The 14,449-nt window shown below is 68.6% G+C and carries 14 protein-coding genes and 1 pseudogene; 5 read left to right on the top strand and 10 right to left on the bottom strand.

The features are described from left to right. Positions 1–451 precede the first annotated feature (451 nt). Together HJC40_RS44765 and HJC40_RS44770 are read right to left on the bottom strand one after the other, a co-directional pair. Positions 452–1,996, bottom strand: a complete 1,545-nt coding sequence (locus HJC40_RS44765) for a hypothetical protein (RefSeq protein WP_250009966.1) — start codon at positions 1,994–1,996, stop codon at positions 452–454. Between the two features lie 227 nt (positions 1,997–2,223). Next, positions 2,224–2,820: a TetR/AcrR family transcriptional regulator gene (locus HJC40_RS44770; protein ID WP_250009967.1), complete on the bottom strand. Its 597-nt coding sequence runs from the start codon at positions 2,818–2,820 to the stop codon at positions 2,224–2,226. A gap of 79 nt (positions 2,821–2,899) precedes the next feature. Here HJC40_RS44770 and HJC40_RS44775 point away from each other — a divergent pair, with 79 nt between their 5' ends. The 3 genes from HJC40_RS44775 (at position 2,900) to HJC40_RS44785 (ending at position 4,812) form a co-directional block, all read left to right on the top strand. Then, positions 2,900–3,679 (top strand): oxidoreductase, encoded by a 780-nt coding sequence (locus tag HJC40_RS44775; RefSeq protein WP_250009968.1) that lies wholly within the window; start codon positions 2,900–2,902, stop codon positions 3,677–3,679. A gap of 129 nt (positions 3,680–3,808) precedes the next feature. Then, positions 3,809–4,507 carry an LLM class flavin-dependent oxidoreductase gene (locus tag HJC40_RS44780; protein WP_250009969.1) on the top strand — a complete coding sequence of 233 codons (699 nt, stop codon included), beginning with the start codon at positions 3,809–3,811 and terminating at the stop codon, positions 4,505–4,507. Beyond that, positions 4,426–4,812, top strand: a complete 387-nt coding sequence (locus HJC40_RS44785; protein WP_250009971.1) for a hypothetical protein — start codon at positions 4,426–4,428, stop codon at positions 4,810–4,812. Before HJC40_RS44780 ends, HJC40_RS44785 begins: the two co-directional genes overlap by 82 nt. A gap of 363 nt (positions 4,813–5,175) precedes the next feature. Here the strand turns inward: HJC40_RS44785 and HJC40_RS44790 are convergent, their stop codons facing one another. From HJC40_RS44790 to HJC40_RS44815, 6 genes are read right to left on the bottom strand one after another with little or no spacing between them, the layout of a single operon-like run. Beyond that, positions 5,176–6,381: an MBL fold metallo-hydrolase gene (locus HJC40_RS44790; protein WP_308201017.1), complete on the bottom strand. Its 1,206-nt coding sequence runs from the start codon at positions 6,379–6,381 to the stop codon at positions 5,176–5,178. Continuing rightward, positions 6,306–6,881 (bottom strand): TetR/AcrR family transcriptional regulator, encoded by a 576-nt coding sequence (locus HJC40_RS44795; RefSeq protein WP_250009972.1) that lies wholly within the window; start codon positions 6,879–6,881, stop codon positions 6,306–6,308. Before HJC40_RS44795 ends, HJC40_RS44790 begins: the two co-directional genes overlap by 76 nt. Next, the gene (locus tag HJC40_RS44800) at positions 6,878–9,169 is read right to left on the bottom strand and encodes a xanthine dehydrogenase family protein molybdopterin-binding subunit (RefSeq protein ID WP_250009973.1); all 2,292 of its coding nucleotides are present in this window, start codon (positions 9,167–9,169) and stop codon (positions 6,878–6,880) included. The genes HJC40_RS44795 and HJC40_RS44800 overlap by 4 nt, the downstream gene beginning before the upstream one ends. Positions 9,170–9,171: 2 nt before the next feature. After that, positions 9,172–10,143 carry a xanthine dehydrogenase family protein subunit M gene (locus HJC40_RS44805; protein ID WP_250009974.1) on the bottom strand — a complete coding sequence of 324 codons (972 nt, stop codon included), beginning with the start codon at positions 10,141–10,143 and terminating at the stop codon, positions 9,172–9,174. After that, positions 10,140–10,667, bottom strand: coding sequence for a 2Fe-2S iron-sulfur cluster-binding protein (locus tag HJC40_RS44810; RefSeq protein ID WP_250009975.1), 528 nt, complete (start codon positions 10,665–10,667; stop codon positions 10,140–10,142). Before HJC40_RS44810 ends, HJC40_RS44805 begins: the two co-directional genes overlap by 4 nt. Then, positions 10,668–11,225, bottom strand: a complete 558-nt coding sequence (locus tag HJC40_RS44815; RefSeq protein WP_250009976.1) for a TetR-like C-terminal domain-containing protein — start codon at positions 11,223–11,225, stop codon at positions 10,668–10,670. It lies immediately after the preceding gene. Positions 11,226–11,325: 100 nt separating this feature from the next. On the opposite strand from HJC40_RS44815, the gene HJC40_RS44820 reads away from it, so the two are divergent. Continuing rightward, positions 11,326–11,736, top strand: a complete 411-nt coding sequence (locus HJC40_RS44820; RefSeq protein WP_250009977.1) for a DUF3592 domain-containing protein — start codon at positions 11,326–11,328, stop codon at positions 11,734–11,736. A 654-nt stretch (positions 11,737–12,390) separates the two neighbouring features. On the opposite strand, the gene HJC40_RS46505 is transcribed toward HJC40_RS44820, so the two are convergent. Together HJC40_RS46505 and HJC40_RS46510 are read right to left on the bottom strand one after the other, a co-directional pair. After that, positions 12,391–13,131: a hypothetical protein gene (locus tag HJC40_RS46505; protein ID WP_250009981.1), complete on the bottom strand. Its 741-nt coding sequence runs from the start codon at positions 13,129–13,131 to the stop codon at positions 12,391–12,393. A 103-nt stretch (positions 13,132–13,234) separates the two neighbouring features. After that, positions 13,235–13,555 (bottom strand): annotated as a pseudogene (locus HJC40_RS46510) (phage integrase N-terminal SAM-like domain-containing protein); the annotation flags it as partial. 239 nt (positions 13,556–13,794) lie between these two features. On the opposite strand from HJC40_RS46510, the gene HJC40_RS44840 reads away from it, so the two are divergent. Further along, a partial coding sequence (locus HJC40_RS44840; RefSeq protein ID WP_250009979.1) for a DDE-type integrase/transposase/recombinase occupies positions 13,795–14,449 on the top strand: 655 nt, incomplete at its 3' end.

Below are 14,449 nucleotides of genomic sequence, written 5' to 3' on the forward strand. Positions count from 1 at the left end.
GCCGCCATCGGAGCCATACGCACCGCAGGAATCACCAACATCGCAGCCGCCAACCGCCACTACGCCCGTGACAGCAACCGCCCGCTGGCCCTACTCGGCATCATCTAACGACTTTGCCGGGGCCCTGAGCGTTCACCTTCACCAACGACAGGAATCGACGACGGCAACTGCCGCGCGCCGGGGTGTCGCTCGAAAGGGTGAAACACCGCCGCTTCGTGGCCGAGCCACAGGGGCTTCGATGCCTTGGGAGGGGACGACATTCTTCGCGGTGAATGACGATGGGTTTTGATCGTCACGCCGGCAGCATGACCAGCGGATGGAATCCGAGAGAGCGTGAGACCGTACGCTGAGGGATCTACGGGCCAGCGCGATCATCTCTGCCCGCCGTCAAGCCGTCAGGCTTGCGTTGCGCGCCCTGTGTACAGCGACGTTCACGAGAGAGTGGGTCCGGTCACCGGCGGAAGGGGCGTCGTCCGTCACGTGGTGTGGCGTTCTGGAAGGGCTTGAACCAGGCTTCGGGCCGGTAGTCACCGATCCGGAAGCGCTGGTTCTCTTCCGATTCCGGGTCTTCGATGCCGTCCAACTGTTCGTCGAACAGGTGCAGGATGTCCTCGTCCTGTAGCAGGACATCGACGGCGAGGTCCCAGCCGAAGTCGTCATCATGCCGGGGCAATAGGTTCAGCTTCTCGGGCGGTACGCCCCAGCCGTCCGCTGCGGCTCCTTGCGCGGACCGCAGCATCAGGTGCGTGGCCATCTCTTCGCCCGGGCACGTCGCGAGCGGCAGCTGGCCGGCGGCGAGGTCTGCGGCCAGGTCGTCGAAGGCGCGGGCGGCCTGGCGCCGCCACACCGCGTCCTGGCTCCAGGTGATCCGTGGATAGTCGGCGAACGCCGCCCACCCGTTGTCCTTGTCCGACACCGGAGTGTCGCCGTAGTGCTGGACGTCGTCGTAGGCGAAATCAGCGTGCATGTGTGCGACCGCCCATAGGATCGCCGCCGACCGGGGTGTCATTTGAAGGCCGGAGCAGTCCTCGCAGTCGTCCGCCCCGCAGCGGCAGAGGGGGAACAGGGCGGCGAAGTCCGGCATCGCATCAGCACCAACTCGCGCCAGGTCCTCACCTTCGTCTACACCCTCGGCGACCGATACGGTCGAGCCGACCACTTCGGCACCCACGGCGTCCTCGACGATCGCATCAGCGTCGACAAGCCAAGTCAGGGCGGTCGCAACGTCGGCCTGCACGGCATCGCGTTCAGCAGCACGAACCTGATCGTCGCTGTGGTCGCTGTCGGCGACAAACACTGCCTCGGCGACCCGATCAAGCGCCGCCCTGCGCAAGGTGGCCGCATCGGTGATCTCGACCAGCACTTCAGCGGTGATCATGAACCGGGGCCGGGCTTCGCCCATGACGGCAGCATAGGCCGCGGGTGACGGCCAGCGGTTGACCCTGGAGGCCGGCGAGCCCTTGATGGGCTCCGGTCGTTGCGGTCGCGCCCGGAGGGTTCTGCAAGGGCGCGGCAGGCTCGGGTGACCGCGTGTCTGCTCGTGATGACCCCCATCGGAGTCACTGTATTTCCACCAGGACGATCCCCTGCCGCCGACGCGGTAGACACCGGCCAGGTCTTTCACGACCAGGCCCTCGGCGCCGGTCACGCCCAGGTCGTCGAACCAGGTGCGCGCCAGCTCGACGTCTGAGGTCTGTGGGCACAGCGCCAGGGTGGGCGGCGCGTCGGCGAGCAGGTGCTCGAGTCGGGAGCGACGCTGGCGTAGCGGTAGGCCGGTGAGATTGTCGCCGGCGTCGGCGAGCACGTCGAACACCACGAGGTTCGCCGGCCGGGCTGCGGCCTCGCGCGCCAGGCGGCGCCCGGCGGTGATCCGGCCCAGCAGTGCCGGGAACATCATGCTGCCCGCCTCGGTGTCGAAGATGACCAGCTCGCCGTCGACGACGGTGCCCGGCGGCAGGCTCTCGCGCACTGCGGCGACGACGTCTGCTGGCGACATCGGATATCAGAACTGTCGGAATGCAGCGACTGTGCAGGCGGCCAGGTTCAGCGTGGGGCGGTTCGGCGGAGGCGTTCGTAAGCCCCAGGTTTGTGATGCTGTCCCAGCAGCACAAAGATTCGATCTTGGATCTGGCGTTGGTTAAGGTGCAGCCGCGCCTGTTTGAGCGCAGCTGATGGGCAGCTCATCGAGGTCATACCGAGTCGGCCCATGCGCTCCTCGGGGTTTTACGCGCTTGCGCGCTTCGGCTGGAGCGCGATGCTGTCGATCGCCGCATCAGTGATGCGGTTCAGCGTCTTCGTGTCCACCCCTGCTTTGAGGAGCGCCTCGAGTCCGCGATGCGTGGCGAGGACAAGCCCGCCGAGCGCTGTTGGGTCGGCGGTCGGATCGATGTGTCCGGCGCGCTGAGCCTGCTCGACGAGTAGGCGGCAGCTCTCAAGCAGCGTTTCGTAGGCCGCGAGCGATCGGGCCGCGATGGCGTCGTCCTCCCACGCCAGCTCGGCGGTGGTCTTGGCCAGGAAGCAGCCACGCCGGTCGGGGCAGCCCTCCGGCGCGGTGAGCCAGGCGCGCAGGCGGTCGAGTGCCTGTTCCTCGGGGCCTTCGACCCGGACTGCGGCGCTCTGGTCGGAGTTTTCGCAGTACTCCTCGAAGACCCGCCGGAACAGGGCGTCCTTGTCGCCGAAGGCGCCGTAGAGGCTGCCCTTGCTGAGTCCTGTCGCGCGGGAGAGGTCCTCGACCGAGGTGCCGTGGTAGCCGGTTTCGTTGAACTGCCGGCGCACGGCGACCAGCACGTCGTGCTCGTCGAACTTTCGTGGGCGCCCCATGGCTCCACGATACGCGGTTCTGAACATGGGTTCCAGAAAGTTCTGGACGTTCGTTCCAGAACCTGGTAATTCTGAACCCATGTTCAAAACTCTTGCACCTTCAGACATCACTGAGTTCGCTGGCAAGCGCGCGGTCGTCACGGGCGGTTCTCGCGGTATCGGCGCTGCCATTGTGCAGCGACTGCTCGACGGCGGTGCGAGCGTGGTCACTACGGCACGCAACGCCACCGACGAGACGCCGAAGGGCGCCACCTTCATCCAAGGCGACATCAGCACGCTCGCAGGCGTTCAGGCGTTCGCCGCCGCAGCGCTGCGCGAGCTCGGCGGTGTCGACATCGTGGTCAACAACGCGGCCGCGGCTCGGACCCACCTCGGCGGCATCGAATCCATCCCCGACGAGGAATGGCTCGACGCCCTTAACCTCAACTACCTCTCCGCCGTACGAGTCAATACCGCGCTGCTGCCGGCGCTGCGCGAGGCCGGGGCGGGCAGCGCAGTCGTCAACATCTCCTCCGGAGCGGCAATCGTGCCCCTTCCGCCGCTGGCGCACTACGCCGCCGCCAAGGCCGCGCTCGGCGCATACGGCAAGGCGCTTGCCGCCGAGCTGGCACCGGCCGGGATCCGGGTCACCACGATCGTGCCCGGCAACGTGCTCACTCCCGGAGCCGACGCGCTCCGCCAGACCTTCGCCGATGCGATGGGTGTCGAGCTCGCCGCGATCACCGCGGGCGTCCCGCTCGGCCGCCCCGGTGACCCGCGTGACATCGCCGAGGCCGTCGCCTTCCTCGTCTCGGACCGGGCCCAGTGGATCACCGGCGCCAGCCTGAATGTCGACGGCGGTGAACTCCCCGCCATCTAGCCAGCCCTCGTTCGGTCAGCCGCGGTAACGGCCCGGCGCGACGAGCCTGCCTCGCCGCGCCGGGCGTCAGGCCCCGTCGGCTGCCCCGGGGGGTATGGGTCAACTCCGGCGCCCGGGGCCCTGCTGTTGATGACCAGTGACTTCTGCACGCAGCCCCATCCCATCGACGACTGGCAGGACGATCGCATGACCGACATCTCGACCGCAGCAGGGCAAGACAGCACACCAAAGATCCCCGCCCCGACAAGCCGCGCCATGTGGCGCGAGCGGCTCGGCCGGGTCGGCGTGTGGAGCATGGAACTGCGCACCGCTCCCGCCCAAGCCATCGAACACGCCGCACATGACCTGGACGGCGCCGGGTTCCGCGCGCTATGGATTCCCGGACTGGACGGCGGTCAGGTGTTCGCCGACGCGCAACGTCTGCTGACAGCCACCCAGCAGGCGTCCGTCGTCATCGGCGTGCAAAGCATCTGGAAGCAGGAACCGACCGAGCTGGCCGAACGCACCGCCACGGTCGAGTCGCGTTTCCCCGGCCGGCTGCTCACCGGGCTCGGCGTGGGCGCCGCCGAAGTAGCCCATGCGATCGGCAAGCCGTTCAGCACGGCCGTCAAGGAAATGGCCAACTACTGCAAGGCCTCGACAACGCACCGACGCCGCTTTCCGAGCACCGTCGGCTGCTGGGTTCACTCGGGCCCAAAATGGCCACACTCGCCGGAGCCCGAACCGCAGGACTACACCCATTCCTCGTGCCCGCCGAGGCCGCCGCCGGCTACCGCGAGAACCTCGGCAACGACGCCCTGCTCGCCCCACACCTGGCCGTCGTCCTGAACACCGACCCGAGCCGGGCCCGCGAGATCGCCCGTGGCGGCATCGGCTTCTTCCTCGGCCTGCACACCTACCAGGGCAACCTGCGCCGGCTCGGATTCTCCGACGCCGACTTTGTGGCTGGCGGCAGCGACCGCCTCATCGACGCCCTGGTCGCCTGGGGCGACCTCGACGCCGTCCACGCCCGGATCCAGCAACACCTGGACGCCGGCGCCGACCACGTCGCGCTGCACGTCATCACCCCCGGGCAGCAGATCCCCACACAGCAGTGGGCCGAGCTCGCCACCCTTCTACCGCACCTCACCTGACCCGATGCCCAGCTACGGCCACTGCCCGCTGTTCTCCACCTTCCCAGAACCGAATGCGCAGCCAGCCGAGGGGACCGTCGAACTCGCCGTGCTCAGCGACAATGGGCTATGACATGGTCACCGTCCAGGACCAACCCTCTCACCCGGAACACCCGGATCGCCGTACGCGGGCGGCATACGCGTGCCAGTCTTCGGAAACCGACCGCTGCCATGCCACGGCGCTGCTGATGTTCATACCCGAGGGGTGTGCCGCCTCCGCGGGCGCCCGACCGGCCGGGCGCCGTCGACCACGTTCTCGAGCATCCGATGGTCGTTGACTTTGGCGGCGGAGATATCCACGTGCAGCGCGATCCGCGATGCCGGTCAGCTGCTCGGGCCTCCTGCCGTGCCCAACGCCGTCCACCAGGTGTCCGCGCCGGGCGGCACATCATCGATGTCGACGGGTTCACCAGGTTTGGGTACGACCAGGCGCGCACCGTGCTGGGTCGCCGCGGCATGCAGTCGTTCCACCGGTTCGGACCACCGGTGCGGAGCGAGATCGAAGGTGCCCCAGTGGACCGGGAGTAGCACGGCGGCTCGCAGGTCGAGATGTGCGGCCACGCCTTCCTCTGGTGTCATGTGTACGTCCGGCCAGGCTGGGTCGTAGGCCCCGATCTGCATGAGGGAGACGTCGAACGGTCCGTACCGGGCACCGATCTTGGCGAAGCCATCCCAGTAGCCGGAGTCACCGGTGAAGAACAGCCGGTGTGTCGCGCTCTCGACGACCCATGACGCCCACAGCGTCCGGTACCGCACCGGACCCCGTCCGGAGAAGTGACGGGCAGCGGTCGCGGTGAGCCGCACCGATGCGCCCGACGCACTCTGCACACGGTGTTCCTCGCCCCAGTCGAGTTCCCGGATCCGCCCGGCTGCGATCCCCCACCGGGTCAGGTGCGATCCGACACCGAGGGGTACGACGAACATCGTCGCCTGCACTTTTGACAGCGAGATTATTGTGGCTTCGTCGAGGTGGTCGTAGTGGTCGTGAGAGATGACGACCGCGTCCACCGGCGGCAGATCGTTCACCGCCACCGGTACCGGGTGTAGTCGCCGCGGACCGGCGAAGGCGAACGGAGAGCAGCGTTCCCCGAGGACCGGGTCGACCAGTATCCGGACGCCGTCGATGTCGATCAGCGCCGATGCGTGCCCCAGCCAGGTGACGTGCAGGCCCCGGTCACGGGGCACCTGGGGAAGGCGCGGCTTGATGACCGGTACCGGCCGGGGCGGCTGGCGGAGACGGCCGGGCCCGAGCCGGCTGCGGACCGCTGCCCAGACGGCGGCGTTGTGCAGCAGGGCGGTTGGCACGGGGTTGCGGAATCGGCCGCCTTGGAAGTTCGGGGACCGGCGCGATGCCCCGTGCCCGACGGGGGCGCCGATGAGCTGCGCGGGCAGTGTGGCCACGTCATCGGCGAGTCGCCGCAGCCGGCGCGGGAAGGGTTTGCGCTCCGGTGGCTTCACCGCGACAGCGCCGGCAGCATGATGTCGTCCACGAGGTGCTCGACGAACAGGTCGTCCAGGGGCAGTCCGCACACGATGCGGTAGACGAGTAACGAGGAGGCGACCTCGCCGAGGATGCGTGGCTGCTCGGCGGTGCGCAGCTCGCCTCTCCTGCGCGCGCGTTCGAGAACCCGCTGGTCGACCTGGGGTGTGCTGCGGCCGGAGCGTTCCTGCACGCAGGCGCGCAGCGTCGAGTCGTCCATTACCGCCTGGGACATCCCCACCATGAGCCGGCCCTCGAAGCCGTCGATGACCGCGGCGAGCGCCTTCGCGTACTCGATCAGGTCGCCGCGCAGTGAACCGGTGTCCGGGATCTCGAGCGCCTGGGCCGCCGGGCCGGACTCCATCGCGGCCATGACCAGGGCGCGCTTGTCGGCCCACCGGCGGTAGACGGTCGTCTTGGAGGCATGGGCGCGGGCTACCACCGCGTCGATGGTGACGGCGGCGTATCCCACCTCGGCCACCATGGTCAGGACGACGTCGAGGATCTCCTCTCCTCGTCCGGGGACCATCGGCCGGCCTCGTGGGCTCATCGCGCGGCACCCCCGTCGATGATTTTGTCGAGAGTGATCGGAAGGTCGCGCACCCGGACGCCGGTCGCGTTGTGGACCGCGTTGGCGATGGCCGCCGCGACCCCGACGATGCCGATCTCCCCCACCCCGTGCACGCCCATCGGTGTCAACGGATCGGGGATGTCGAGGAAGCTGACGTCGATGTCGCACACGTCGGCGTGGACCGGCATGTGATAATCCGCGGCGGAGGCGGTTACCGTGCGCCCGGCCCGGCTGTCCACCAGGCCTTCCTCCATCAGCGCGCTGCCGATACCCATGATCACCGCCCCGCGGATCTGACTCGCCGCGGTCTTCGGATTGATGATGCGTCCCGCATCGATGCAGGCGACCCATCGCGAGACGCGGGTTTCACCGGTCGTCGCGTCGACCCTGACCTCGCAGAAATGCGCCCCGTAGCCGTGCATCGAGTACTTCATGAATTCCAGCGGGAGCATCGGCGAGGACCCGACGGCGTCGACGTGCCGAACCTCACCCACCAGCGTCTCGAACGAAACGCCCTGGGCAGGGTCACTAACCCGGTAGAGCCCCCCGTCACGGAAGACGACGTCGGCCGGTTTGAGTCCGTGCAGGGCACTGTGCCGAGGCGCCCGTCGGAGCAGCACCTTCTTGAGCTCCTCGGCCGCTTGGGCGACGGTGATGACCAGGCTGGCCGTCTGGGCCGAGCCCGCGGCGATGGGGCTGTCCGGCAGTGTCGAATCACCGAACTCGAAACTGACCCGGTCCAGTGGGAGCCCGAGGCGCTCGGCGGCGTGTTGCACCTGCACGGTCTCCGTGCCCATGCCCATGTCGTTGGCCGCGGCCGTCACCACGGCGTGGCCGTCCGCGGTGATCCGGATGCGGGCCTTCCCGCCGGGCATCCGGATGTAGGGGTAGAACGCCGACGCTGTGCCGTGCCCGACCAGCCACCGGCCGTCGCGTCGTGCCCCCGGTACCCGGTTCCGGTCCGGCCAGCCGAAGCGTTCGGCTCCCCGCCGGTACGCTTCCATCAGGTGACGCTTGGAGAACCGCGTCCCCTCGGTGGGGTCGACGGCCGGTTCGTTGCGGCTGCGCAGCTCGATGGGGTCGATGCCGAGATGGCCGGCTAGTTCGTCGATGGCCGATTCGAGCGCGAACGACCCGACCGAGTCGCCCGGGGCCCGCATGGAGGCGTTGGGGACGACATCCAGCACGACCTTCTTCTGCCCGATCCGGTACGTGTCGGAGGCGTACAGATGCCGGGCCGGCACCGAGACCTGCTCGGGAGAGTTCTCGTGCACGATGCCCGTGACGCTGTCGTGGACCAGTGCCTGCAGGTGCCCGTCGGGGGCGGCTCCGAGGGCGACCCGTTGCCAGGTCGGCGCCCGGCCGCCGGTCATCCGGAAGACGTCCTGACGCCGCAGTACCAGCCGGACCGGCCGTCCGGTCACCCGGGCCGCGGCCACGCAGAGCAGTTGATGGTCCCAGACCGTCTTGTTGCCGAAGCCGCCCCCGACCGCCCGGCAGGTCACCGTGACGTTCTCCTCCGGCACTCCGACCGCGTGCGCGATGCTGTGCCGCGTACGGCCCAGAGCCTGCGTGGAGTCCCAGACGTGCAGCTTGTCCCCGGGACTCCACTGCGCCATGGTCGCGTGTAGTTCGATCGCCATGTGGTGGTGCGGTGGCGTCGTGTAGACCTCGTCCACCACGAATGCGGCTTGCGACAACGTGTCTTCGACGTCGCCGCGTGACACTTCGGACGGCTCGCCGAGCACGTCGGCGGGGAAGACCGCCTCGGACAGCAGACCACGGAAAGACGTTCGGGCCGGAGCCGCGTCGTACACGACGTCGACCAGGCGCGCGGCCGAGTCGGCACACTCCTGCGACTCGGCGACCACGACGGCGACCGCCTGACCGTTCCAGCGGACGACGTCGTCCTGCAGCGGAGCGACGTCGGTGAACGCGCAACCCTTGGCGGTGAGCGTCATGAGCACCGGTGTGTCCATGGCCGGCGCGTTGTGGTGGGTGATGACGTCGATGACGCCGGGTGCGTTCGCGGCCCGGGTCACGTCGATGTGCCGGATGCGGCCACTGGCGACCCGGCTGGGCACCATGCTCGCGTACGCCAGCCCGGGCTGGTCGATGTCCGCGGTGAAAGTCGCGCCACCGGTCACCTTGCTCGGACCGTCGAGCCGCGACACGGCCTGGCCGACGACGCGGCGCGCCGTGCTCAGGGGATCGACCGCACGGTCGGGGAGCGTGCGGTTGAGCGCTTCGGTGGCTCGTTGCACCATGTTCATCTGATCAGGCCTTCCAGGACGTCGGCGACCACGCGGGGCGCCAGGCTCACCTTGAACGCGTTGTCCCGGGACGGGCGAGCGGCGCGGAACTCGGTTTCGGCTGCGCGCCGGAAACTCTCCGCGGTGGCCGGTGCGCCCAGCAGCTCTCGTTCGGCCAGGTGGGCGCGCCACGGGCGGGACGCGACGCCGCCGAGTGCGATTCGCACCTCTGACACGGTGCCGTCCTCGACACGTAGCGCGGCGGCCACGGACACCAGGGCGAACGCATAGCTGGCGCGGTCGCGGACCTTGCGGTACGTCGAGTTCGCCGCGACCGTGGCCTGGGGCAGCCGGACAGCGGTGATGAGTTCCGCCGGGGCGAGCACCGTCTCGAGGTGCGGGGTGTCGCCGGGCTCGCGGTGCAGCTGTTCGAGCGGTACGGCCCGTGCCCCGGCGGGACCGAGGATGTCGACCTGCGCGTCGAGCGCGACCAGCGCGACGCACATGTCGGACGGATGCGTCGCGATGCACTGCTCGCTCACACCGAGCACGGCGTGTGCCCGGTGGAAGCCTTCGCGGGCATCACAGCCGGAAACCGGCGACCGCTTGTTGCAGCGGGCGGCCTCGTCGTAGAAGTACGCGCACCGCGTGCGCTGCAACAGGTTTCCGCCCACGGTGGCCATGTTGCGAAGTTGTCCTGAGGCGCCGCTGACGATGGCGCGGGCCAGCATCGGGTAGTCGTGCCGGACGCGGGGATGCGCGGCCACGGCGGTGTTGCTCGTGGCCGCGCCGATCTCGATCCCCCCACCGGGCGTCTCGGTGATCCCCTGCGCCAGCCCGGACACGTCGATCAGGGCGGTCGGCGTCTCGATCTCCTCGCGCATGAGGTCGACCAGGTTGGTCCCGCCGCCCAGGTACCGCGCACCCGTCCCGGCCAGGCGCACCGCCTCCTCGGGGTCGACGGCCTTGGCGTAGCTGAATTCCCTCATGAGCCGTAGACCTCCGAGATGGCGGCGATGATGCCGTTGTGGGCGCCGCACCGGCACAGGTTGCCGCTCATCCGCTCACGGATCTCCGCGAGCGACAGGTCGACCTCGTCGGCGTGCAGGTCGTCGGTCACCACGCTGGGCACACCCGCGGCGGCCTCGCTCGCCAGCGCCACCCCGGAGCAGATCTGACCGGCCGTGCAGTAGCCGCACTGGAACCCGTCGTGGTCGATGAAGGCGGACTGCAGCCGGTGCAGCTGCGTTGTGTCGCCGATGCCCTCGATGGTGGTGACTTCACGACCGTCGGCCTGCACCGCCAGGGTGAGGCAGGACAGGACACGTTGATCATCGATCAGGACGGTACAGGCGCCGCAGGCGCCCTGGTTGCAGCCCCGTTTCGTGCCGGTGAGCCCGACGTGCTGACGGATGAGTTCGAGCAGTGAGGTCCGGGTGTCGATGGCGGCCGACTGGCTGCTCCCGTTGACGCGCACTGTGACCTTGGCCGTACTGATGCCGTCATGCTCCATCTAGCGGGCTCCATATCGAAACGTCGGGAGGACCACCGAGTCGACCAGCTCCTCGATGAAGGCCGCGTCCACGTCCTGGTGTGAGACGCGACGGGCCACGATGACCTGCGGGATGATGTCCTCGTAGCCCCTGGTCGCTGAGTCCGGCGCGATCTCGCGCCGGGCGCGGGCACGATCGAGCGATGCGCTCGGCAGCGCCAGCCCGTGATGGCCGCCGTAGGTGGCCAGCCGTTCGCACACCACCGGATCGATCCGTTCCACCTCGATCAGGGCACCCAGCAGTTGTGCTGAATGACCGGCGATCGACCGGGCGAAGGTGGTCGCCTGCTGGATCAGGTCGGTTTTGAGGGCGCCGGTGTCCAGGTCGGCCGGTCCAGCCTTCAGGAGCGCGCCGACCGCCTCGACGACGACGGCCTGCCGATCGCCCCACCGTTCGACCAGGACCGACAGTGGCGTCCGAGACCGTTCGGCCAGGGCGTCCAAGGTCAGGGTGGCGTACCCCTGCTCGCTGAGGTGATCGATGCACGCCTCGTGCACGCGATGCGGCATGGATCTCATCGTTCAATGATACGAAGCCGTACCGTATTAGCAAGATCTCCACCGACATTCGTCCGCCGGGGTTCGGAAGCGGCCTTACGGTCATCGATACCGTGGCGGCGTGGACCGATTCCTCATGCCCCTCGGCGCCATCCTCGGCCTCACGTCGATCGTTCTCGCAGTGCGGCACGCCGCACGGCACTGGCGGCGGTACCGGCAGCACGTCCGCCGCCGCGGGACTGTCGTCGAACGCACAGGGAGCCTGGAGTACCGCGCCCCCATCGTGCATTTCGTCGACGATCAAGGGCGCGAGCGCCGCTTCACCTCCGCGTACTCCGGCCGAGGAGCGGTCCCGGTCGGCTCGGCGGTAGTGGTGCTGTACCCGCCCGGCCGGCCGGAGCAAGCGGAGATCCTCGACATGGGCCGGCAGACCACCATCGTATGGGTGTGCCTTGTCTTCGGGCTGGGCCTGGTCGGTGCCGCCGTCGCTTATTACTTCTTCCCGGGCGTGCTGTACATCCCGGAAGGGTAGGTGCGTCGCCCAATCTGCTCCCTCGAACCCGCGGCACGGTTCTCGTCGTCGAGCAAGACAGTTAGTGTGAGGCGTTCACCGCCACGGATGTAATACCGCCGAAGTCACGGGAATTCCGCCGTGCAGCCCCATCCGGCGGCCGCGCCTGCCGGCAGCGGAACGCGTCCAGGTTCGCGGGAGGCAGGACGGGTGACAGCCCATGGAGCCGACCTTCGCGCTCCTCGGCCGCCTGACCTCACGAGATTTCTTACGACCTTTCGAGCCTCGCCGCCGTCTTACTGACGTGAGCGAAGCCGACCAAGATTTCCGCGAGGTCGTGGCGGCGCACATGGAACGACTACGTGTGCTCGCCTATGTCACGTGCGGGGACTGGCAGCTCGCCGAGGACGCGGTGGCCGCCGTGCTCAGCAAGATGTACCCGCGGTGGCGGCGCATCGAGCAGCCAGCCGCCTATGCGCGACAGGCCGTTGTGCGAGCACAGGCTCACGATAGGACCCCCGGCAACCGGATTTCAGCCTGCGGGGCGCTGGAGGAACTCGTAGACGTCTTGGGCGTCGACGCCCGGGAAGGTGCCCGATGGGCAGCGCGGCGAGCAGGTGGCTGTGGACCGGGCGCCGGCACTCGACCGGGGTAGTTCCGGCTTGTCGACAGGCGCTACGGAGCCGGAGAAGCGTTCATACGGAGGGCTGCGCGGGCCGCATACGGGTGCCAGTCCCCGGCAGCCGCTCGCTGCCATGCCACGGCGCTGCTGATGTCGATGCCGAGACAGCGGGCGAGGACGGCGGCGGGCAGCTCGACGGCGAGTTGGATGAGCGCGGCGGTGCGGGCGGCGCGAGCGGTCAGGCCGGCCGCCGCGAGCCGCTTGCGCAGCATGGCGGCGCTGATGGAATGGCTCCAAGGCCGGCCGGGAAACAGCCACGGTGTGCCGGCGCGGTCGGTGTCTTCGCGTTCGGCCGACAGGCTGGTGATCAAGGCCGCCAGAGTGGGTGGGAGGTCGATCGGTGTGGAGCCAAAGGTGATTCTGGCGCCGCTCGAGGTGGTCTGAATCTGGTCGAAGCGCAGGGTGTTGATGCGGGTGGCGGTCTGGGCGTAGAGGGTGATCAGCAGGCCGGCGATGCGGACATCGGTGGGCAGGGTGTCGTCGTGCAGCAGGCGGCGTACCTGCTGCCATCGTCGATCGTGGTCAACACCGTCCGCTGGCCCGTCCCATTGCGGGACACCGATTGCGACGGTGGTCAGCCGTTCGCTGCATGCCCAGCGCAGGAACGCACCGAGTTCGGCTCTGCGGGCAACTCGCCCTTCGGCAAGCCACTGATCGACGTCTGCCTGCTGAAGGTCGGCCAAGACCCGGCGGTGGGAGGTGAGCTCGTCCAGGATCGCGGTCGCCGCGTTCACGCGATTCCGCACGGCGGTGGCCTGCGCATCGGTGACAGGGGTGTTCGGGCCGACGCGGGTTCGTAGCCGGCGCAGGTGACTTGTCGATCTCCTCTTCCTCGAGGAGGTACTTGAAGAACTGCTGCAGGCTCTTGTGCTTGTTCAAAGCGGTCGACGCCGACCGGGTCTCGATCATCCACGCCTGGAACGATTCGATGTGCGCCTTGGTCACCAAGGTCGGGTCCTGCCCGGCGTCATCAGAGTCCGGGTCCGGTGATTCGGCGGTCAGATATTTCGCCAGTTGGGCGGCGGCCAGGAGGTAGTTGTAGCGCGTGGTCTCCGGGTGATTCCCAGCCCGCAGGGCACGGTCCCAGTCGCGCAGGAAGCCGGCCCAGTCACCGTCCTCCAGGCCGTCGCACAGTCGGTCGAGCTTCAGTAGGGGCATCTCTCGTCACCTGCCGAGTCAAGGGGTCTACAAGCGGCGTGCTCGATCCCGGTGACGTCGTCAGACACGAAAAAGGGGTCCTCGCAAGTCTGTGACCTGCGAAAACCCCTTCGCTGTCGGGCTGACAGTGTCCTGGCTCAAGACATCGGAATAGGGTGTCTCGCGTCATCGGAATAGGTAAGTCTCCGGACATCGGCATGGCGCCGTAGCGGTACCGGCGGGCGGCAGCAGGGTGCGGCGTGTCCACACGTCGACTCGTCATCACCGCCGTTCTGACCGGTACGTCACAGGCCGAGACCGCCCGCACCTACGGCGTCTCCCAGGGCTGGATCAGCCGGCTCATGACCCGCTACGCCGTCGAGGGCGAAGCAGCGTTCGAGCCTCGCTCGCGCGCCCCGAACACTCGGCCCGGCGCGACCGCGGCCGCAACGGTCGAACGAGTTCTGGCCTTGCGTAAACAGCTCGGCGAGGCCGGCCTGGACGCCGGTGCGGACACCATCGCCTGGCACCTGCAGCACCACTACGACACCGTGCTGTCGCGGGCCACCATCAACCGGATCCTGGTACGAGCCGGGCAAGTAATCCCCGAACCGTCGAAGCGGCCGAAGAGCTCCTACATCCGTTTCCAAGCCGATCAGCCCAACGAGACCTGGCAGTCCGACTTCACCCACTACCGGCTCACCCGCGGTGACGGCCGGCCAGGCACCGACGTCGAAATCATCACCTGGCTCGACGACCACTCCCGCTACGCCCTGCACCTGTCAGCGCATCCCCGAATCACCGCGCAGATCACCCACCGAAGCTTCCAGCAGGCAGGTGAGCTGCACGGATACCCGGCCTCGACGCTGACCGACAACGGGCTGGTCTACACCGTGCGATTCGCCGGCGGCCGCG

This window comes from Actinoplanes sp. M2I2, assembly GCF_023544445.1.
Taxonomy (GTDB): domain Bacteria; phylum Actinomycetota; class Actinomycetes; order Mycobacteriales; family Micromonosporaceae; genus Actinoplanes.

Coding starts and splice junctions, on each gene's coding strand:
- HJC40_RS44805 (WP_250009974.1), bottom strand. CDS start 10,143: ATGAGGGAATTCAGCTACGCCAAGGCCGTCGACCCCGAGGAGGCGGTG.
- HJC40_RS44780 (WP_250009969.1), top strand. CDS start 3,809: ATGACCAGTGACTTCTGCACGCAGCCCCATCCCATCGACGACTGGCAG.
- HJC40_RS44810 (WP_250009975.1), bottom strand. CDS start 10,667: ATGGAGCATGACGGCATCAGTACGGCCAAGGTCACAGTGCGCGTCAAC.
- HJC40_RS44775 (WP_250009968.1), top strand. CDS start 2,900: ATGTTCAAAACTCTTGCACCTTCAGACATCACTGAGTTCGCTGGCAAG.
- HJC40_RS44800 (WP_250009973.1), bottom strand. CDS start 9,169: ATGGTGCAACGAGCCACCGAAGCGCTCAACCGCACGCTCCCCGACCGT.
- HJC40_RS44795 (WP_250009972.1), bottom strand. CDS start 6,881: ATGAGCCCACGAGGCCGGCCGATGGTCCCCGGACGAGGAGAGGAGATC.
- HJC40_RS44765 (WP_250009966.1), bottom strand. CDS start 1,996: ATGTCGCCAGCAGACGTCGTCGCCGCAGTGCGCGAGAGCCTGCCGCCG.
- HJC40_RS44815 (WP_250009976.1), bottom strand. CDS start 11,225: ATGAGATCCATGCCGCATCGCGTGCACGAGGCGTGCATCGATCACCTC.
- HJC40_RS44770 (WP_250009967.1), bottom strand. CDS start 2,820: ATGGGGCGCCCACGAAAGTTCGACGAGCACGACGTGCTGGTCGCCGTG.